The 21,533-nt window shown below is 31.6% G+C and carries 20 protein-coding genes and 2 rRNA genes (1 of these 22 running past the window's edge); 1 reads left to right on the forward strand and 21 read right to left on the reverse strand.

Going from position 1 to position 21,533, the window contains the following annotated elements; translation table 11 throughout:
* Positions 1 to 489 precede the first annotated feature (489 nt).
* The 18 genes from PZA12_RS19140 to PZA12_RS19230 form a co-directional block, all read right to left on the reverse strand.
* Positions 490 to 816, reverse strand: coding sequence for a DUF7677 family protein (locus PZA12_RS19140; protein WP_197714531.1), 327 nt, complete (start codon positions 814 to 816; stop codon positions 490 to 492).
* Between the two features lie 26 nt (positions 817 to 842).
* The gene (locus PZA12_RS19145; protein ID WP_103699187.1) at positions 843 to 1,328 is read right to left on the reverse strand and encodes a GNAT family N-acetyltransferase; all 486 of its coding nucleotides are present in this window, start codon (positions 1,326 to 1,328) and stop codon (positions 843 to 845) included.
* Positions 1,329 to 2,541: 1,213 nt separating this feature from the next.
* Positions 2,542 to 3,132 (reverse strand): sugar O-acetyltransferase, encoded by a 591-nt coding sequence (locus PZA12_RS19150; protein WP_078116852.1) that lies wholly within the window; start codon positions 3,130 to 3,132, stop codon positions 2,542 to 2,544.
* A 524-nt stretch (positions 3,133 to 3,656) separates the two neighbouring features.
* Positions 3,657 to 4,070 (reverse strand): YmaF family protein, encoded by a 414-nt coding sequence (locus PZA12_RS19155; protein ID WP_077853689.1) that lies wholly within the window; start codon positions 4,068 to 4,070, stop codon positions 3,657 to 3,659.
* Positions 4,071 to 4,448: 378 nt separating this feature from the next.
* Positions 4,449 to 4,841: a hypothetical protein gene (locus tag PZA12_RS19160; RefSeq protein WP_243156817.1), complete on the reverse strand. Its 393-nt coding sequence runs from the start codon at positions 4,839 to 4,841 to the stop codon at positions 4,449 to 4,451.
* Positions 4,842 to 5,121: 280 nt separating this feature from the next.
* A complete protein-coding gene (locus PZA12_RS19165; RefSeq protein WP_078116853.1) occupies positions 5,122 to 5,409 on the reverse strand; it encodes a hypothetical protein in 288 nt (95 codons plus the stop codon).
* 427 nt (positions 5,410 to 5,836) lie between these two features.
* A complete protein-coding gene (locus tag PZA12_RS19170) occupies positions 5,837 to 6,679 on the reverse strand; it encodes an aldo/keto reductase (RefSeq protein ID WP_078116854.1) in 843 nt (280 codons plus the stop codon).
* Between the two features lie 393 nt (positions 6,680 to 7,072).
* Positions 7,073 to 7,549, reverse strand: a complete 477-nt coding sequence (locus PZA12_RS19175) for a hypothetical protein (RefSeq protein WP_171983659.1) — start codon at positions 7,547 to 7,549, stop codon at positions 7,073 to 7,075.
* A gap of 45 nt (positions 7,550 to 7,594) precedes the next feature.
* A complete protein-coding gene (locus PZA12_RS19180) occupies positions 7,595 to 8,128 on the reverse strand; it encodes a YcxB family protein (protein WP_078116855.1) in 534 nt (177 codons plus the stop codon).
* Positions 8,129 to 8,386: 258 nt separating this feature from the next.
* On the reverse strand, positions 8,387 to 8,872 hold the full coding sequence (locus tag PZA12_RS19185; RefSeq protein ID WP_078116856.1) for a hypothetical protein: 486 nt from the start codon (positions 8,870 to 8,872) through the stop codon (positions 8,387 to 8,389).
* Between the two features lie 328 nt (positions 8,873 to 9,200).
* Entirely contained in the window at positions 9,201 to 9,767 is a 567-nt protein-coding gene (locus tag PZA12_RS19195; protein WP_077842693.1) for a hypothetical protein, read from the reverse strand.
* Between the two features lie 209 nt (positions 9,768 to 9,976).
* Positions 9,977 to 10,762: a GH25 family lysozyme gene (locus tag PZA12_RS19200; protein ID WP_077853688.1), complete on the reverse strand. Its 786-nt coding sequence runs from the start codon at positions 10,760 to 10,762 to the stop codon at positions 9,977 to 9,979.
* Positions 10,763 to 11,213: 451 nt separating this feature from the next.
* On the reverse strand, positions 11,214 to 11,627 hold the full coding sequence (locus PZA12_RS19205) for a hypothetical protein (RefSeq protein WP_077845133.1): 414 nt from the start codon (positions 11,625 to 11,627) through the stop codon (positions 11,214 to 11,216).
* Positions 11,628 to 12,409: 782 nt separating this feature from the next.
* On the reverse strand, positions 12,410 to 13,066 hold the full coding sequence (locus PZA12_RS19210; protein WP_078116857.1) for a hypothetical protein: 657 nt from the start codon (positions 13,064 to 13,066) through the stop codon (positions 12,410 to 12,412).
* A 4-nt stretch (positions 13,067 to 13,070) separates the two neighbouring features.
* A complete protein-coding gene (locus PZA12_RS19215; RefSeq protein ID WP_077845135.1) occupies positions 13,071 to 13,853 on the reverse strand; it encodes an ATP-binding protein in 783 nt (260 codons plus the stop codon).
* On the reverse strand, positions 13,744 to 14,532 hold the full coding sequence (locus tag PZA12_RS19220) for a hypothetical protein (RefSeq protein WP_077845136.1): 789 nt from the start codon (positions 14,530 to 14,532) through the stop codon (positions 13,744 to 13,746). The genes PZA12_RS19215 and PZA12_RS19220 overlap by 110 nt, the downstream gene beginning before the upstream one ends.
* Positions 14,533 to 14,576: 44 nt before the next feature.
* Positions 14,577 to 14,765: a DUF1540 domain-containing protein gene (locus tag PZA12_RS19225; protein WP_017213046.1), complete on the reverse strand. Its 189-nt coding sequence runs from the start codon at positions 14,763 to 14,765 to the stop codon at positions 14,577 to 14,579.
* Positions 14,766 to 14,860: 95 nt separating this feature from the next.
* On the reverse strand, positions 14,861 to 15,067 hold the full coding sequence (locus PZA12_RS19230) for a helix-turn-helix domain-containing protein (protein ID WP_012059900.1): 207 nt from the start codon (positions 15,065 to 15,067) through the stop codon (positions 14,861 to 14,863).
* A 173-nt stretch (positions 15,068 to 15,240) separates the two neighbouring features.
* Here PZA12_RS19230 and PZA12_RS19235 point away from each other — a divergent pair, with 173 nt between their 5' ends.
* The gene (locus PZA12_RS19235) at positions 15,241 to 16,674 is read left to right on the forward strand and encodes a DDE-type integrase/transposase/recombinase (RefSeq protein WP_168983577.1); all 1,434 of its coding nucleotides are present in this window, start codon (positions 15,241 to 15,243) and stop codon (positions 16,672 to 16,674) included.
* A gap of 996 nt (positions 16,675 to 17,670) precedes the next feature.
* Here PZA12_RS19235 and PZA12_RS19240 read toward each other — a convergent pair.
* From PZA12_RS19240 to PZA12_RS19250, 3 genes are all read right to left on the reverse strand, one after another.
* Positions 17,671 to 17,913, reverse strand: coding sequence for a hypothetical protein (locus PZA12_RS19240; RefSeq protein ID WP_077838240.1), 243 nt, complete (start codon positions 17,911 to 17,913; stop codon positions 17,671 to 17,673).
* Positions 17,914 to 18,614: 701 nt separating this feature from the next.
* Positions 18,615 to 18,731: ribosomal RNA gene (rrf, locus tag PZA12_RS19245) — 5S ribosomal RNA — on the reverse strand.
* Positions 18,732 to 19,004: 273 nt separating this feature from the next.
* Positions 19,005 to 21,533, reverse strand: a 23S ribosomal RNA gene (locus tag PZA12_RS19250); it runs 382 nt beyond the window's last position.

Genomic DNA, 21,533 nt, shown 5'->3' on the forward strand with positions numbered 1-21,533 from the left:
ATAAAGACAGTGAATTAATTACTAGTTTACTGTCTTTTGTTCTTTTTTTAGGCCTTATTTAATATAATGATAATAGCTGGATATCTTTTGTGTCATATATACCTAAGGGATTATATATCATATTGTATAATCCCTCCTCATAAAAGACTTACTAAACATAGATTTGTTAATTATATATACTGCATAATAAACTAAGCTTCCTATATTAATTTATTATCTTTTATATTTTGTAACATCTCTCATACTCTACAATATATTAATTAATATAATCAACATTTTCTCAATGCACATTATTTCTTAAAAGAAATAAACAGAAAATATTATCACCTTTCATGTTTATTTTTTATATAAAAAGCAGTAGTTGGTGACCTCCTGACTACTGCTTTTGTAAATAGAAAACAGAATTTATAAGTAAAATATATACAAGATCAGCAAATGCAAACTACGTCTACTCACTACAATATTATATTTATATCTAAGTAACGCCCATTACATATCATTTAATTTGCTATCACAACAATAGAGTTGCACTTCCCATCCTTCTAAGGGCGGATCTACTACATAATTTTCGTCAACATAACTTCTTATAAATTGCGCTGCTCTCTTCTCGGCATATTTTGCATTTAACACATTACCGTTATCATCCATTTCAATTACGTTAGCAAAGATTGCATATGCTTGTTCCATAGCACTTGGTTCTTCAAATATACACGAATAATCAATCCCCTCCAATAACGGATAACCTACAGTTCCATTTGCAATCCAAAATGAGAAAGTTCTTAATGCACCACTAAATGAATGACTTAATTTTTTCAAACAAATACCTCCTTCCTTATACATCATCAGCCTTTGCCATCAATATCAGGCAATAATATATTGGCGTAAAAGCCATTGTCCACTATTTTTATATTTGCATTGTATTTTTCCCAGATTCTTTTAGAAGCAATATTTTCTTCATTAATTTTAGCACTTAAATATCTTATTCCTTTTCCTTTAGCATAGTCTAATATTTTAGAGAAAACCTTGCTTGTATATCCATTTTTCCAATAATAACTTCCAATCCAGTACCCCACTTGAGCCTTGCTTTCTTTTAGATTTTGATGACTCAATGAAATTGTTCCTATAGCTCTACCATTTAGTACTATCGCAAATATTTCTGAATTGGTACTTGTAGCCCATTTATTATTATGATTAATAAATTCTTCTTTAGATATATTATGATCACTTGTTCCTAGCTCAGCTTGTAGCTTTTCATCATTGTTTAGTATTTCTAAAAGCTGAATTGCAAAATCATCGTCTATTTTTTTAAATACTATATTATCTGTCATAATCTAATATCTGCCTGCTTTCATTGTATTGTTCTAATTTAAACCTTTCAGAGAATTAATTCAGGTAAATCAAACTCTTAATTTAAATAAAAATATACAAAGTTCATTTACAACACATATAATTTATTTTTTAGCAAGAACATAAAACTATGCTAACACCAATAACATTCCACCACTTACCATCCATATTTGATATTGTGGCTATTATTCTTAGTTTATCACCTAAGAATTTAAAGTGAACATAAAACCATACCAGCCTCGAACCCGCATTTTTCAAGCATATTCTGAAGAATATATATTCTTCTATGGTAATATTCTAAAGAATGTATATTCTTTAGAATAAATATGGTAAAGAATATTAGAATATTCTCTTCCTAAAAACTTAATATCAATTAAGATATTTTGCTTCAAAATTAATTCCGCGTGTCAGCATAAGCGATGATGAATTATACTATTTCTTATTCATAATCCTCACTCATTTTTTCTCGATTTTTCTTTCGATAAAAGATATATATTGAATAAAATTCCTAGAGCTCCAATAACTCCTGATAGAATATAAATCAAACCGCTTGTTTTTTCCCATATGATGATTGAACTAATTATTATACATATAAATACACCCCATAAAACTGAAACGACTATGTTTATAATACTATTGTTCAAAGAATTTTTGTTAGACACAATAAGTCATCCTCTCCAAAATAATAGGATTGTCTAAAATTATTATGGTGCCAATATATAGATAAGCCAATTATAAGTTAGATTTATACTATGAAATATATCCCAACTAGAAATGGGTAATATACTTTTGTGGAATGTTTCATTGGTAATTTTGATGGATGTGATTCTTTGGCTATAAGTTGTTCAAAATGTGCTAGTTCAAAGCTTGTTCTTTGAGGCTAGCACTTTGGGTGCAACTTTATAGACTTAGAATCACCCATCAGAATTACCTAGAAACTGGAACAAAAGTATATTATTCATTTCGGCGAGTTATATGCATAAGTTCAGGTCTTAGTTGGGTTATCTATACCAAAATCATTAATATAAGTGTGACATTGTTTATAGGGCCAGCAATGAGAACCTAACTTATGCTACTCTCCTCCGAAATTCTCATAGTCCTATTTGCTCCATCTGACTTATGAAATTTTCACTGTAATGATTTAAATTAGAGCATGCCAGTATTTTTGCATGCCCTAAATATCTGGTTGCTTTTTCATATTTCAAATCCCGTCTTGTCCTCTTCTGTAATTTCTCTGATTACTTTACATGGTACACCTGCAGCAATTACATTGGCTGGAATGCTTTTTGTAATAACACTGCCAGAGCCTATAATTGTATTATCTCCAATTGTTACCCCTTGATTTATATTAACGCCTGCCCCAATCCATACATTATTGCCTATCTTTACAGGTTTTGCATAACAACCTCCTGCTACTCGTTCTTTTGCATACGTTGCATGATTAGATGTATAAATTCCAACTCTTGGACCAAACAAAACATTATCGCCTATGTTTATCCCTCCACCATCTAACATTACACAATCGAAATTGGCATAAAAATTATCTCCAATTGTAATATTAAAACCAAATTCACATCGAAATGTTGGTTCAAAGTGGACTCCTCTTCCAATACCTTTCAGTAACCTTTTTAATATTTCTTCTCTTTCATGCTGAGGCTTACCAAAACTATTATTATATTCATTTGTAAGAAATACAGTTTTTTCTCTTGCCTCAATCAATTCTGTTGTCAAATCATTATACATTTTACCAGATAAAATTAATTGTCTCTGTTCTTCTAAATTCATAATCCCCTCCAACCATACTTTATATATAAATAATCTTTGCTTGCCAATGCATTACCATTATAATCAAATTATATCATATATTGTTTATTTTTTATCATCCCTTGACGTTAATAATCAATTTGAGCTATACTAATTATGCAAAATGGACTGGTGGCAGCTAAAGCTGCTGCCTTTTTATTCTTTAAGAAATTATAATAGTATCAATTTTTTTGATATTGTGCCATTTGTGAATATAACTTATATAGCCATCTCTTCAAATGAGTTTGAAAAGAACTAAAAAAATAAAAGGTAAACTAAGTATTTCTACTTAATCTACCTTTATTGGTATTTTCTTATAATATAATAGATATGAGTATAACTTCATCAATAATTTAATATTTTTCAATTATATAATCTATATATGTTGCGATTAAATTTCTACCTTCTAGTCTTAATTAAATGCTTGGCTTACTAGAGTTTAAAATTTAAATTTATTATTGCAACATATATATTGTAAATATTACTTTAAATATTATTTTCTGACCTTAACATTTTTTATCTTCTGGTACATTAGTAGGATCTTCAATTAGAGTAGTGAAAAAATAATCATGCTGATGTCCATCTGCAACAGTTGTTCTGCCCTTTACTAAATGGATGTGTTTTCCACCTGGAAGATAAATAGCTGGGCCAGTAGTGTCACAAATCTCATGAAAATGATCTCCAAAAGTATCTGTAAGCTCGGCTACTTTATGAATATGAGTTTTCCCATATTTAATTGGAGGACCAGTAACGCCAGCAACACGATGATTGTGCAATTCACCTTCATCATCTTCTTCATAATCTGTACTTGATTCAAATTCATGATTATGATTTTTTATCTTATAATACTTTTCATCATATTCTTTTTTATCGTTATAATCACATTTATTTTTATCGTAATTATAATAATTGTTTCCCATTTTCTTTTCTCCTTCGTTATTCATCATGATTTATTAAATTAATAGTTTCCTAATTTTATATTATGCTAATTCACATAATTTGCTATTAATTTTACAAAAAAATAAAAGGTAAACTAAGTATTTCTACTTAATCTACCTTTAAACTAATTAAATGAGGCTATCACCTATATTATTTCCAGCTTGTCTATTTTTTTAGTAGATGTATTACTACAGCCTCATTATAAATAAAACTCATCAAGCCTCTCTTGAATTATATCTCAAATGTTATTCTTAATTATCAAATAATAAGCTAGCTAAATGCTTTGCTTGCTTCTCACCAAGCTTAAGCCCTTTGACACAATACAGACAGTAAGCGACCACTTTATCAGTAGTAATATTTTAGCAATGTTCACGCATCAACCTCTCTTGCTCCTCGCTTGTGCTAGGAATAAATTTTCCCTCTGCATTTTCAACAAATCGTTTCGGTGCCAACTTCAAATTTCGTTTTGGCGCTGGTGCATACAAAGATACTCCGCAAAACTGCGTTTTTTCATAGTTCTCATCTTGCTCCACAATGTTTACATTCATTTTCTTCAATAACCCATGGACAGCATCTTGCTCTGAACGGTTATCATAAGAGCGCCAACAATCTTGTAATGTCATTTTTTCATGTGAATAATCTAGGAACTTAAATTCTTCATCATTCAAAATAAGTTCCCAAAGTGAAATCATCTTCACTTCCTTCATAGTTTCCTGAAAAATATCTGCACAATTATGACAAACATATACCATTGTACTCTCCGCAGTAAACTTCTTATAATGTGGAGTAGCTCTCCAACGTGGCTGGATCTATAATAATATTTTCTTCACCTTCAAATATATCCATTCCATTAAAGAAATCTTGATAATATTTTTTATTATTCATGTATATTATTCCAAAATTATGTTAATAATTAAAATACGTTTCCTATTTTCAATAAATAAAGAGATAGCTTTATTATCATTCACATGATCTTCTGCTATCTCTTATTTTTGTTATTTAGTAAATTTACTAAACAATAAATATATTATTCTAACGGCAATTAATATTTCTTATACAATCTAAAGCTTTTTGCTTTGTATTTTCGCATGCTTCCTTTGCTCCCTGCTCGTATCCTTTACAGTATCCATCTTCACGTCCAGCTTCTACACCATCACAATACCCTTTATTGCGTCCTTGATTATACGCATCTTCCAATGCATCTTTTCCAGGGTAATCCATCCTTGGACAGCACTCGGCATCGTCGCTAAGAGTTCCTTCACAATTAATGGTATACATGATTCCAAGGTCATCACAGTCACAGCATTCTTTGTTACTCATTTTTTTCTCCTCCGTAATCAATAATAAAATTAAATATTTCTATTTAATGGTGTTAATTCATTTATATATTTTTTTTTCATAGCGCACATCATACTATCATTAAGTTATAGTACATAAGAATATCTTCACAATTCTATACTATGTATTAATTTAAGATTTGCCATAAAAGAAATAATGAAAATATCAATTATCTTACTAATTTTTATCACATTTTTATTGCCGGATAATATACTAATGGAGTGGATATATTTTCATTATTAATTCTTAATCTCATACTAATGTATGATAGAATATTGTGTTTCCTAAAAGACAAAAGCAGTAGTTAGGGCCTTCCTCTCTACTGCTTTACTAAGTTTTATCACGAGAAGTAATATATAAACATAAAAATAAGCAGTAGTCAGGTTGTTCCTTTCTACCGCTTATTTTATTAGAATTCTTCGTAAACTCTAGGGTCTTGATTAGTTGTACGACCATCTTCACGAGAAAGTCCAGAAATGATTTTCATTTCATCTTCTGATAATTCAAAATCAAAAATATTTAGATTATCTAATTGATGCTCTTTTGATGATGCTTTTGGAAGTGGAATAGCCCCTAATTGTATATGCCAACGTAAAATTACTTGTGAAATAGATTTTTTATGTGTTTCAGCAATTCCAGCAATTTTCTCATCTTGTAGCATACTATTACCTCTTCCAAGAGGACTCCAAGATTCTGTAAGTATACCATGTTCTTTGTTACAAGCACGTTGCTCTTCTTGATTAAAATAAGGATGAAGCTCAATTTGATTAATACTAGGAGTTACTCCAGTTTCCTTTATTAAAGTTATTAAGTGTTCAGGCATAAAATTGCAAACACCTATTGATCTAATTAAGCCTCTTTTCTTTAATTCAATCATTGCCTGCCAAGCTTCAACATATAAATTAATTCTTGGATTAGGCCAATGAATAAGATATAAATCATAATAATCTAATCCAGCTCTAAATAATGATTCTTCAACTGTATTAATAGCTTCTTTATATGAGTGATGACGACCAGGTAATTTAGAAGTAATTATAAGCTTTTCTCTTGAAACAGAGCATTTCCTTACTGCTTCTCCAACTGCGCCTTCATTTTCATAATTAAATGCTGAATCAATTAATCTGTACCCTAAATCAATTGCCTCTTTAATCCTATTAGCTCCGTCTATACCATTTAGACTGTATGTCCCAAAACCAATGCTTGGCACTTTAAGCCCATCATTTAATGAATATTCTGTAATGTTCTCTACCATAAATTATCAATCTCCTTTATGTTTCCAATATTCTCATAAAATTTAATAACAACGTTTACTATTACTTTATTTTAACGTTTACTTTATTATAGCATATCTTTGCTTTTTTACAAAAAAACGGAGGGCACAAAATTATTTTCACGCCCTTAAAACTATTATATATTAAGATATCCTCTGATAAAATATCTTTATTTAATTATTTCCATATCAAGCGTAATACTTTACAAGCACAGAACGCAATAAATCCTGCTATAATTGATACGATTATAACCTTAAAAACATTACCGCTTAATCCAATTTTATCAGTTAATGAAAATCCTATTCCTGTGCCAAAAAAGCCACCAATAGCTCCTCCTATTCCTCCAATATATCTTTCTTTTCATTCTTTCAAACTCAATCATTTCTTTCTATAATCTTCATATTATCTTTTAAATTAGTTTTGTCTACTTCAACTAACATAACCCATTTCCATGTACCATCAAAACCTTCTATTCCATCAACTTGCGCTACTGATGATTTTTTTAAGTTTACTGTTAAAGTATCATTGCCTACATTTATACTTTCAACACTATATCCTTGTACTGAACTAGTTTGAGAAGGTATTTGTAAGTATAAAATTGCCATTTCCTTATCAGGTGATTTCATTGGAATTTCTCTTGGTGTAAAATATCTATCTTTAAACCTTTGAAACTCTTCATTAGTCAACATTAGAATCGTATCTTGCTGAATAGTTTGTTCTTCATCAGTTTTACTAAATCCAATTACATTGGAATAAAATTCTTTAAATGCAACATTTTTATTGGTTGAGCATGCAATCAAAGATTGAAATATAATTATTGTAGTAAGGATTAAAAGAAAGACTCTTTTCATATTATACCTCCTCTCAAAATTTAAAAGGTTTTATAAAATTTAAAGCTAAACAGAATCAGGATAACTATATTTTAATTCTAAATTTGTATTATTAATAATAGTATCTAAAAACAGCTTCTTATCCTCCATTGAAGAAAGCGACGATAGAGGTATTACTAAACTTTCACCATTCATTGTAGGTATAAAAATATATTCTTCTAATAAATACAAACCTTTTATAGAATTCCAATTATGAATTTTCTCTGAAAATCTAGTATTAGTTTTTATTCCTTTTTCTATAAGGTTTAAATGTGTTGCTTCAAATGTATCTGTTAATTTATCTGTTCCATATATTCTTAGAAGTTTTCTTCTTAATGATCTGTCAAATATCTTTTTTCTAGAAAAGAAGAATATAATGTACATAATAATAATAGTTTCAATATATAAAATACTTCTAAGTAAAAGTATCAATCCAAGCAGTATAAAAGAAACAAGTCCAACATATGCACGAATTTGTTTTTTATAAATTTTTGTGTTAACAATATACTTCATATTAAAATTTATTAACTCATCCCTTGAAATTTTAAACTCTATCTCCATAATACCTCCTATTTTGTAGTTTATTCTAATCTTAAAGAGAAGCATTTATTGCTACTATTTAAAAATATGTTAATATCTAAGCAACTATAAACTTTTCTTCATTTTTATATAGGTTGCTTTACCGTATTTTCCACTTAATGTTCATATTATAAAAATATCACTTACACAAAATACATTAGCAATACATCATCTCAATTTTCATTAAGTACACATTTTAAGAATATTGCGAATTATTAGAACTTCAATTCTACTAATTAATTACATAAATGTTGGGTCCGCCCCATACCACGTTTGCACATCATTTTCATCAGTACAATCATTAATCCAAGCTATTCCAAAAACAAGTTCATGAGATTCAGTTGTTGATAATATGCTGTATCCTATTCCGTTTTCTAAATACCTACTGTCATAATCATAGTTACCAATTCTTTCTCCAGTATCAAAGTAACCAGTATCGCATTCTATTCCGATTGATAACTTTACCTTTCCTTGATAAAAAGCTTGGCATTCCAGTCTTTCTCCTGATTCAGGATAACATTTAACTTTGCTGTATTCCACGTCATCAATTACGCAACAAATCAAATGTGGTAAATTATCACTTTCATATTCTACTGCTATTCTATATCTGCCATCAACATTAGGAAATATAACTGAATCATTATCCAATTTTACAGCATTATATTCTATCTCAATATCATCGATATATATTTTAATAAAACCTAATGGTGTCTTCAAATTATTCATTAACATCACCTCACATGATTCGTATTTATTTACTATTCTGAACCAAATTTCTGTTCCATATAATGATTATTATAACATATATTTCAAAACACCACACAAGCCACTCATATAATAGCTCCCCCACAATTCTTTTACTAGAAATATAGCAGAAAAGTACAAAAAAAAAATAGAGGTCACAAGATTACTCTCATGCCCTTTAAACTATTTTATATCATAAAACCAACTTTCTAACGTATCTTTTAATTCTAAACATTTGCTCATAGGCAAATTTTGAGTTTCAACCCAAATTCCATTTTCATTTGAATTAGGTGTACATTTCTTTTAATTTCTAAAAATCATATTTAAAATTCTTCTTTACAAAATCAGCCATGGGGCTATCCTTATCTTTTCGTATATAATCTAAATCATCATCATAGAAATATAAATATGCTATACTCTTTTTTTCATCAGATGTTCCAATCATACCAAATGACTTTGGATATCTTGCTTCATAATTATCATTTCCCTCTACAACTTTAAAATCATAATTGTTTATTGAGAATTCATATTCAGGAATATAATATTTACTTTTATCAAAATCAGAAACAACTTTATGGTCTAAAAACTTATACTTTTCTGTTAATTTTTCTTTTTCTTTTTCATATGTTTCTTCATCATAGTTAACAACAAGCGTTATTGCATCTGTCTCAAATAATATTATTGAAAAATGATTATATTTATATGATATATCTTTATATTTAGGTAAATCCTCAATAGCAGGCATAAAGTTTTTCGCATTTGTATCAATCTTAGTTCCGCTATTAAGATACCTATTAATGTTTGTTGTATTTGACTTACTAAATCCAATAAAAATTAGTATTAAAACACTAATGATTATAAAAAAATATTTTTTCATTTTTAATCATTACCCCTAAAATGTATTTAATGCACATTTAATTACTATTCTAAACCAAATCTCCATTCCATATAATGATTATTATAACATATATTTCAAGATACCACATAAACTGCTCCTATAATAACTCTCTACAATTCTGTTACTAAGGACATATTAGAAAAGTACAAAAAAATAGAGGGCATAAGATTGCTCTCATGCCCTTTAAACTATTTTATATCACAAAACCAACTTCCTAACGTATCTTTTAATTCTAAACATTTGCTCATAGGCAAATTTTGAGTTTCAACCCAGATTCCATTTTCATTTGAATTAGCATAGATACGAATATCTTCAAAATATTCTTGCACATATTCCATGTCAACTCCAGCAAAACTTCCATCCCCTCTATATCCAATTGGAAGATAATTAGTTCTTACATATCCATTAGTTTTATTTAGTATTCCATCATTAAACTCATTCATATCGCAATCAGTATCTATACCATTTACACATCCTGTTTCCGAATATTGGTGCCCCACTCTATTAGCAAAGAAATTAGAATTTAATTTCCATGGAGTATTATTATAATTCGCCTCCCATAACGGATAGCCAGCAATTCTATCATCCAGGTTATCTGTAAAACTAGTATAAGTATAAATACCAATTTGCATCTTTGATATCTCTTTAAATTTAGCAATAAATCGTAATACAAAGTCCATTAATCCATCAAAATTACTTTCCACATCTAACATTGGAATTAGATCATTTGCTTTATCCTTTATAGCATTATAAAAACTATTAGCCTGAGTTTCTGGCTCACTAGTCCCAACTAAGAAATGATAAAATCCAGTTTTTAATCCTTCGCAATGTGCATTGGAATAATTAACCTCTAAACAGCGATCTTTGAATGTTGTACCTTCTGTAGCTTTAATGTAAACAGCTTCTATTCCTGAATATTTCACCTGTCCAAAATTTATGCTTCCATTATGATTACTTACGTCTATACCTTTCATATATACCATCCTTTCTACTACACTCCCTTTATTATTTATTTTTATATAATAAAAACACTTACTTTTTGATATGCTCCCTTTATAATAGTCAGTTAAAATAATAAACTTGACAGTATGAAGGGAACATATCATTTCCGTAAGTGTTTTTAGTTCATCTATTATTATAGATGATTTCAGTACTAATTTTTTATAGATATTATTTACGATTTCTAAAATTTTTCTATTACTTTTATTTTGCTCCAAGTGAATAATCTGTTAATTTGGAAATAATATCTTCAAAAACTCAAAGAGTCTACAATAAAATGCTGTAGACTTTTTGGGGTATTTTATATACATAAATATGGCTATTGATTATAATATTATTATATATGTTGCGATTCACAATGCACATTCCCTTTGAATTTTTCAATTTTACAACAAATATTTCCGAGGAAATATATTTCCAAAATCATTATGATATATACTTTTCCATCTTAGTGGCTGCCTGCTTTTCTAGCTGCTTGATCCTTTGATAAGATAGCTTTAATTTTTCCTGAACAACATAATATTTTCTATGTTCTATATGAACAATTTTTATAATGTCACTTTCTTCTTCAGTCAATATAGTAAGCGCATTTTCTATCCTTTTTAATTCTCTTTTCTTATTTGATTGCTCCCTATATAAAGCTTCTTTTCTTTCCATTAACTTTTCTGCTTGCTGTTCCACACTTGAAGTAATCTTATAAGTTTTTCCTGTTCTTTCTCCCATCTCTATTCCACTTATCCCTATGATTTCTTCCTCAAGCTCCTGAACTCTTATTTCTATATCTTGTATGTCTGCTAAAATTTCTCTATATCTTCTTACTTTATCTATTGTACTGTTCATATTAACCACCCCTAGTTTCTAAATTTCTAAAAATAAACAAAATTCATTTTGTATATAATAGGTCTCCACATTGAAAATTTGATATATATATGTTGCAATTCACATTTCACAATTCACAATTACAGCTAAAATTCTTTTAATATTTTTAGAATTATGCTGAAGAATTATTTTGGCAATATATATATCATAAACAGAGAAATTTGGTACATGTTTGTAACCTCAAAGTTCATACTATTAAGTAGGCATTTTAAAATAAGCTGCTTAGATTCTTAATGAGAAGTTGTTCCACTTACTGCTTGTCACATTGAAAGTGGAACATGCAGTAATAAGTGCAACCTTCAATTTAGAACATTTCAGCGAAATTTTCATAGTCCTATAGAACAAATATGTATTCAATTTCTACTGAGATTTATATAAATTTGATTTTGAACATTATATTATTTCAACATGTATAGCTAGATGAATTTAGCTCAAAAGAAATGGGGAATGATGCCACAATTTTGGTTATTAAAAACCATTACAATGATGCATTTATATGTTATGATTTAATTGTAATCATTCCCAATTCCTTGTTTGCAGAGTGATATATTCATATATATCACTCCTCCTTACTCATTAGCCTTCTTACTCACTAATCTTCCAAAGTTTCCTTATACCTCTCCGCAAAATAGATCTCAATTTAATCAATTTTTATATTTACACTATGATTTATCATTTTCTACTGGTATGAAGTTTGCATCTAACCTAAACATTAATAAATAAAATCACCATGTAAGTCTCTTTTATAGACTATTAAGTTCAGCTCTAAGCCACTTTAATTTATTCTTTATCAATTCTATTTCTATTCTTAAATTATCTATTCCATCTAAGCATGTAAAATAAGCATTTTCTGCTACATCTCTTTGAAGTCTTAATTCTGCAACCTCTTTATTTCCTTTGACTAATTCCATTATTAAGGTAGCTGGATATTTATCTTCCCTAAGTTTTAATATTTCTTCGGCTTGTTTTACTTTATATTCTTTCTCTGCTTGAGCCTTTTTAAGCCCCAAAGTTTTTAATTGTGTATTACTCCTGTTTAATGCTATGATGCATGTATTTAATCTTTGTATAATTCCTTTTGAATCCATATTATTTCTCCCCTCAACTTTATTAATTAAAACTTTATTCTTGATATTTTCATCATTTTTACTTGTTTCATTATTTTCATAATTTAATGCATTAATTTCTTTTATTAGAGCAAAATCATTTTCGCACTCTAAATCTTTGTTTTCATCTTCATATCTACATTCATCTTTCAAAACCTCTCCCCCCATCAACTCAGCACTTTTCTTCTTTAAGATTTTATTTATCTTATCTCCAAATTCAGCATGTTTTTTAAAAATTATTTTTCCTGGCATATTGCTGCTTTTTAAGCATATGCACCAATGTATATTGGACATATTCTCACCTCAGTCTATAATTATTTTCTGTGCCTTGAATCTCAACTATAAAATCCTTGGTCATTTCATATATTCTACTTCCTATTGCTTCATCAAAATTTAGCAGTCTTTCAACTGTGAACTCACTTGAAACAATAACTGGCAAGTGATTAAAATACCTATAATTTATCAGTTCAAACATTATATTTACATCTGTTTCATTAACTTTTCCTTTATATAAATCATCAATTAATAGAATTTCAGAGGTTTGATATTTGCTTAAGGTCTTTTTATAATATTCTTTGTCTAGGATATTTTGTTTAAGACTTGTAATTACATCTCTGTAAGGCATGTAAACAACTTTTATATTATTTTTCAAAAAGTTATTTGCAAGAGCTAAGGCAATATGAGTCTTTCCGCTTCCTGGATTACCACAAAGTAGAATTGAATTTTTCCTATTTGATCTTATCTCATCAAAACTCATGTAATACTCTGTTGCAATAAATTTCATTTTTTTAGAAGTTCTTGACCATTCTTCAAAATTGCTAAAGGTCTTTTCTAAATTTTCTGGGTTTATCCCACTATTCTTCCATAACCTTTTGACATTTTCAATCTCTAAGCACGAACATGGTGTCATCAGTGGCTGTGCATGAAACTGAGCTTTTATAATATAACCTGTATCTTTACATTTTTCACATTTAAAATGGCCTGTCTCTTGCGCAGCCTGCACCTTCTTTTGGTTTCCGTTCTGGGATTTTGATATTGAATTTTCTCTCACCTGATTTAATATTCTTTGAAGTGCGTCCATAAATATACTTTTCCTCCTTCAATGGATATAATCCCTGCCAACAATGCTCTATGCTGTTTTCTAAAATTTTAATTTGTATTTCTTCGTCTTGAGATAAATCTTTTAGTTTATTCAATAATATTTTTAATCCCTTATCTGTTATTGGCTTTTTAATTCTTTCTCTCATTTTTATAAATTCTAATATACTTTCAATTAGCAGCTTATTTTCGGTAAATTCTTCTACAAACACATTATTCTTATGATTATTATAGTTTTTATTATTCTTGTTAGTTGTTAGCTCTTTGTCAGCTGTTTGTGAGATACTTGTTAATTCACTGTTAGAATGCCTGCTATTTTTCTCTTGCTTTCCTTGGTAAAGTTCCCAGTTTACTATCTTTATAAGTCTTCCAGTCGTTGTTACCTCTTGTGTTAAAAAATCATATCTTTCAAATTTTTTAAGGGCAGTTCTTACATTTTGAAGTGATATACCATCACCACTTTTCTTAACTATTCCCTCTAATGAAGTTACAAATTGACCTGCTTCTGCTTTAAACTTTGTTCCTTTCCATTCCCACTCTCTTTTTTCATGATTTGCCATACTTAGAATCGTAATCAATATAACCTTCTGCTCTAAAGTTGAATTTAACCAAATAGCCTTTTCAAATAAAACTCTATGAATCTTAAACCAGCCCTCGCTCATCTTATCAACTCCTATACCATCTTATAGCTTTCGTATTTTATATATCATCTTACATCTACTTCTCTTCCCTTATCACACATCCAAAAGGAATCATATTCATATGTGGCACATTTTAAACCTTCTAACTCTTCGTTATCTTCCTCGTAATCAAAGCTCTTTAATTCAATAGAATCTGCTCTGCATACTCCATCTTTATAATTTTTACAGGTTCTCCAGTTACACTTAATTAACAATTTGAATTCCCCCTGACATAAAATATCTATCTCGATAACTTTTGTTTTTCGCCTCTTCATAATGCACTCATAAATTTTTATGCATCTTTTATTGTCTACCCTGTTATCTTTAAATCTCTAAATATGTCATCTGTTGAGCATTTATAAATATCTGCAAGTCTTTTTATCAGTGCTGGCGATGGTCTTGTCCATCCTTGCTCTAACTTATAAAATGTACTTTTACTTATTTTTAATGCTTCTATAACCTCCTCACTATCAAGACCAGAGTTTAATCTCCTTAATCTTATTGGTGTTAATTTCATATATTCTCCCCCATTCAATCGACGGTACTGTCAAAGTTTTTTATCTAACTAAGGCAGCAACCCTTTAATTTTTCTTATTTTTTATATAAATAACTTGCCACCCCCAAAAAGTTAAGATATTTTATACTTGCAAAACAAAAACACTGAACTAAAAAAGGAGGCAAGCTATTACCATGATTAATAAGTTTCTTCTTGAAACTGTAATTTATCTTATTGAAATTATAAAGTATCTCATGACTTTGCTGGTTGGCAAAAACTTGCTTAAAAGCATTTCGGACGAACCTGTTAAGAAAGAATACCGAAAGCTTCAAGTAGATGATCAACCAATCTTTGATGTTCCCGAAAAACTTAACTATAAGCTTCTAATAGCTGAATATGAGTTTAAGCACGGCAAAGAATTTGCTCCTGTGAAACCTCGCAAAAACAAAGCGTTAGCTCCTAAGGATGTTATCTGTCCTAAGTGTGGTGCTCCACATACCTATCTTTACGATAATAACGGAGGCCGAGGACAATATCTTTGCAAAGTCTGTGATACCACATTCAATCCTAAAAATTACTATCAGAAATCCATAGTGTTAAGATGTCCTCACTGCAGTAAAACACTTGAAAGAATCAAGGCGCGTAAGGATTTCTACGTTTATAAGTGTAAGAATGATAATTGCTCTTTTTACCAAAATAATCTTAAATCAATGACAAAATCTGAAAAACAAGATTTTAAGAAGAATCCTGGTAAGTTCAAAGTTAGATACATATTTAGAGATTTCACTTTTGACTTTAAGCCACTTTCTAAAGAAAGTCCGGTAAAATCAAAGGTTTCTCTTCCAAACATTATGATTTCTTCTTACACCTTAGGACTCATTCTAACTTACTACGTTAACTACGGTTTATCTTCCAGAAAGACAGCTGCATTGCTTAAAGATATTCATGATATTAAAATATCTCATCAAGCAATTTTAAACTATGTTAATGCCGTTTCAATTGTAGTTAAGCCATTTATAGATAACTACGATTATAAACTTTCTGACTCTTTCTGCGGCGATGAAACCTACATAAAAGTTAACGGTAAGTGGAACTATATTTTCTTCTTTTTTGATGCTGTTAAAAAGATTATTCTATCTTACAGAGTATCACCACATAGAGATACCGAAACGGCTGTAAAAGCCATCGATGATGTTCTAAGTAAGTTAAAAGAAATACCTGAAGATCTTAATCTTATAACTGATGGTAACCCTATATATCTTCTTGCACAGCACTTCTTTGCAAGCCATAGTATAAAATTCGATGTTACTCAAGTTATAGGCTTAACCAATAAAGATGAAGTTTCAAAAGAATATAGGCCATTGAAGCAAATTATTGAACGTCTTAACCGAACCTTTAAAGGCAATTATAGAGCTACTACTGGCTTCGGAAGTCCTAACGGGTCGGTTGCATTTGTAACTATGTTTGTGGCATACTTTAACTTTCTAAGACCACATTCTGCCCTTGAAGGCAAAACTCCTGTAATCCTTGAAGAGTTAGAGTCAATGTCCAACATGCCTACTAGATGGTGCAAATTTATTGAACTATCTCAAGACTTTGTTCTAAATAACTGTACAATAACTGCCTAATGATCTAAAGCAGTTGGTGAAACGCACCCTTGACACGCCCACAAAGATAAATGGTAAAATATCTCAATAGGCGGGTCTATTAGTCATGTTCAAAATTATCATTCACCCGTCCTTAACTGCCTAAGACCATTTATCTTTAGGTGTGTCAAGGGCAACTAGCAAACATAATTTAACATTAAATGGTAGTTGGATTGATTTTTCATATATTTTTTACACTACCTAAATTTATCTTTCGTAAATGTGCTTAATTAAGCTTATCAACACTCTTTTAGTCCTTCTTCCCTCCTCCTATAAATCAAAGTAACTTTTTATCTGTACTTCTAAGGAATTGTACTGATAAACAGATTTGATTAATTTTATTATAATTCTATATAACAAAAAACTATTCAAACGAATAGTCATGGAATATTGCTTTATCTCGTTTCATTTAGTAAATAATATACATATTCCTATAAATTTATCACCTATAGGGTTGCATACCATAATTTCTTATAGTTTTTCTTCATCTTTTAACATAATTATATCATAGTGCCATATGCCGTACAATTCATAACATACAAGGATTGTATTCCTTATATAGGTTTTATATGAATATTATTCATATAAATACATTACTATCAAAATAATTTCATAAACTTCAAAGTAGCTTGTTAATTTTTTTCATCAGAATACATTAAATTTTCTATGACTATTAAAATTTTTTCTATCATACTTTATTGATACTTTCACCCTCGTCACCACTCCCTAATATGTGAAAAAGAGAGTCACCTCATTTTATTGCAAAATAAAAACAGGTGATTTGATTAAAACCACCTGCTTTTATGTTAAATATCGGCAATAATAAGCCAATTATATTTAATTTTAAATACTTTATTACTAATTTTTCCCCTTTGATATCATAGGAATCCAAATATCACTCTTATATTCTTGCAAAGAACTATCTTCTTATGTATACAATCGAGTTCCAGCATGTTAATATTGATTTTCGAAATACGTTTAATTTGTAACATTCATCTCTGTGAATGATTCTAAAACATAATTAGTATTATCTATAGTTGTGACAATTAACTTATCAGTTGAGCTTTTAACTTTAGCAACAGTACCTGTTAGTATAGATAAACAATCCTCCACTAAAATCGGAATATCATTCACTACTACCAACTCCATATTATCACACTTTTCCTTCATCCAATTATTTAAGATAGATTCTCCTTCAGATGAATTACAACCTGCCTCCATTAAATATTCTCCTCTCATATCCTTTTAAATATATCTTATTTTTTGAATCTTCATTTAGTCTTTATTATTTAATTATCGTACAATAATATTATTGTTTTAATATTATTATCAGAATATTTTTGATAAATTTCAATAATAAAACTTTTACACCTAATTATTTGACACTATTTTAACATATTACTTCATATGTTACAAGAAAATTAAATTGATAATATATATTCTATATATGTAAATAAGTAACATAGAAAAACTCAACTTAATAAGATTATTTCTTATTAACGACTTTCTTCCCGCTTGTTCTAGATTATATACAACATAAAAACTAAATTAAAGCAATAAAAGCTAGGTTCATGCATTCTTTTATAACATATGAAATAAGCTTATCGTTTATTATTAAATTTATTTACTAATTGAAACTCATATTTCTTTACTTTATAACCTGAGAAATGAACAAACAAGTATTAAGTTCAATATAGCTGCTTCAACTGCTGTATGTTTAATGAATAGTAGATAACTAACTCAATGCCATATTAAGTTAATAAAATGGTTGAACAATTATGGTTATTATTTAAGAGATTTCAAATTGTACATGAATCATAAATTTATTTGAAATCAATATATAAAAACTTCCTTATTACCAATTTAATTAGTATATTTAATAAGACAAAAAAAGATAGCTATTACAGCTATCTTTAATACTTACCTCGCAACGTCCTACTCTGCCACACAGTCTCCCATGCAGTACCATCGGCGCTATAGACCTTAACTTTCCTGTTCGGAATGGGAAGGAGTGTTACCTCTATGCCATCATCACGAGATGCATGTTTTTCCCAAATCTTCGATTTGGTTGAAAAACAGCACACCAACGAACGTATGTGAGTTAGTGTTTCCTTAGAAAAAAATAACCCAAGTTCATCGCTTATACTATTTTTTCAGCAATTATATTAAATAATTACTACTTAAAAGAACCTTGTTCTTTCAAAATTGCACATAAGTGAGAGTCCAAATTTTATATTTGGATACTCGAACTTACTCAGCGAACGCCAGTGAGTCGAGCTTCCTCTATTAATGTATATTACAACTTGATTATATTGGTCAAGCCCTCGACCTATTAGTATCAGTCAGCTAAATATGTCACCATACTTACACCTCTGACCTATCAACCTTGTAGTCTTCAAGGGGTCTTACTAGCTTATGCTATGGGAAATCTCATCTTGAGGTGGGCTTCACACTTAGATGCTTTCAGCGTTTATCCCTTCCCGACTTAGCTACCCAGCTATGCTTCTGGCGAAACAACTGGTACACCATAGGTCAGTCCATCCCGGTCCTCTCGTACTAAGGACAGCTCCTCTCAAATTTCCTACGCCCGCGACGGATAGGGACCGAACTGTCTCACGACGTTCTGAACCCAGCTCGCGTGCCGCTTTAATGGGCGAACAGCCCAACCCTTGGGACCTACTTCAGCCCCAGGATGCGACGAGCCGACATCGAGGTGCCAAACCTCCCCGTCGATGTGAACTCTTGGGGGAGATCAGCCTGTTATCCCCGAGGTAGCTTTTATCCGTTGAGCGATGGCCCTCCCACGAGGTACCACCGGATCACTAAGCCCGACTTTCGTCCCTGCTCCACTTGTAGGTGTCGCAGTCAGGCTCCCTTCTGCCTTTACACTCTTCGAACGATTTCCGACCGTTCTGAGGGAACCTTTGGGCGCCTCCGTTACATTTTAGGAGGCGACCGCCCCAGTCAAACTGCCCACCTAACAATGTCCTGTCACCAGTTTCATGGCATCCAGTTAGAACTTCAATACTATCAGGGTGGTATCCCAACAACGACTCCACCAAGGCTGACGCCCTAGTTTCCCAGTCTCCCACCTATCCTGTACAGACAATACCGAAATTCAATGCTAAGCTACAGTAAAGCTCTACGGGGTCTTTCCGTCCAATCGCGGGTAGCGAGCATCTTCACTCGCACTACAACTTCGCCGGATTTGCAGTTGAGACAGTGCACAAGTCATTACGCCATTCGTGCGGGTCAGAACTTACCTGACAAGGAATTTCGCTACCTTAGGACCGTTATAGTTACGGCCGCCGTTTACTGGGGCTTAAGTTCACACCTTCGCGATATTTCGCTAAGTGTTCCCCTTAACCTTCCAGCACCGGGCAGGCGTCAGCCCCTATACATCAGCTTTCGCTTTAGCAGAGACCTGTGTTTTTGTTAAACAGTTGCTTGTGCCTATTCTCTGCGGCCTGATTTCTCAGGCACCCCTTCTCCCGAAGTTACGGGGTCAATTTGCCTAGTTCCTTAACTGCAATTCTTCCGTCGGCCTTAGGATTCTCTCCTCATCTACCTGTGTCGGTTTGCGGTACGGGCACTACTTCTCTCTCTAGATGCTTTTCTTGGAAGCATGGAATCAGATACTTCGGTTCCGTAGAACCTTCCCCATCACGCCTCAGAATTGTTGGAACGGATTTGCCAATCCCAACTCCCTAAACGCTTAGACTAGCATCCAATAGCTAGCACATCCTATCCTTCTCCGTCACACCATCGATAATAACGATTATAGTGGTATTGGAATATCAACCAATTGTCCATCGACTACGCCTTTCGGCCTCGCCTTAGGTCCCGACTAACCCTGAGAAGACAAACTTTACTCAGGAAACCTTAGATATTCGGCCTGTAGGATTCTCGCCTACATCTCGCTACTAATGCCAACATTCTCACTCGTAATCAGTCCACCGCTCCTTACGGTACGACTTCAGCCCGATTACGACGCTCCTCTACCGCTCACGTAAAACGTGAACCCGTAGCTTCGGTGGTAAGTTTGAGCCCCGGACATTTTCGGCGCAGGATCTCTTGACTAGTGAGCTATTACGCACTCTTTTAATGAGTGGCTGCTTCTAAGCCAACATCCTAGTTGTCTTAGAAATCCCACATCCTTTTCCACTTAACTTACACTTTGGGACCTTAGCTGACGATCTGGGCTGTTTCCCTTTTGACCATGGAACTTATCTTTCATAGTCTGACTGCCGGACTGATAGTATGTGGCATTCGGAGTTTGATAAGGTTCGGTAAGCGCTATGCCCCCTAGCCTATTCAGTGCTCTACCTCCACTACTCACATTTTCCGACGCTAGCCCTAAAGCTATTTCGAGGAGAACCAGCTATATCCGAGTTCGATTGGAATTTCTCCGCTATCCACAGCTCATCCCATGCTTTTTCAACAGCAACGTGGTTCGGTCCTCCACGAGGTTTTACCCTCGCTTCAACCTGGCCATGGATAGGTCACCCGGTTTCGGGTCTACAGCATGCAACTAGTCGCCCTATTAAGACTCGGTTTCCCTTCGGCTCCGTACCTTAAGTACTTAACCTCGCTACATACCGTAACTCGTTGGCTCGTTCTACAAAAAGCACATCATCACACACATAAGGTGCTCTGATCGGTTGTAGGCACATGGTTTCAGGTTCTATTTCACTCCCCTCCCGGGGTTCTTTTCACCTTTCCCTCACGGTACTGCTTCACTATCGGTCATCAGGTAGTATTTAGCCTTGGGAGGTGGTCCTCCCTGCTTCCCACAAGGTTTCACGTGTCTCGTGGTACTCTGGTGCAGAACTGATTATCAT

Origin of the sequence: Clostridium beijerinckii, assembly GCF_036699995.1 — a bacterium.
In the GTDB taxonomy this organism is placed as follows: Bacteria; Bacillota; Clostridia; order Clostridiales; family Clostridiaceae; genus Clostridium; species Clostridium helianthi.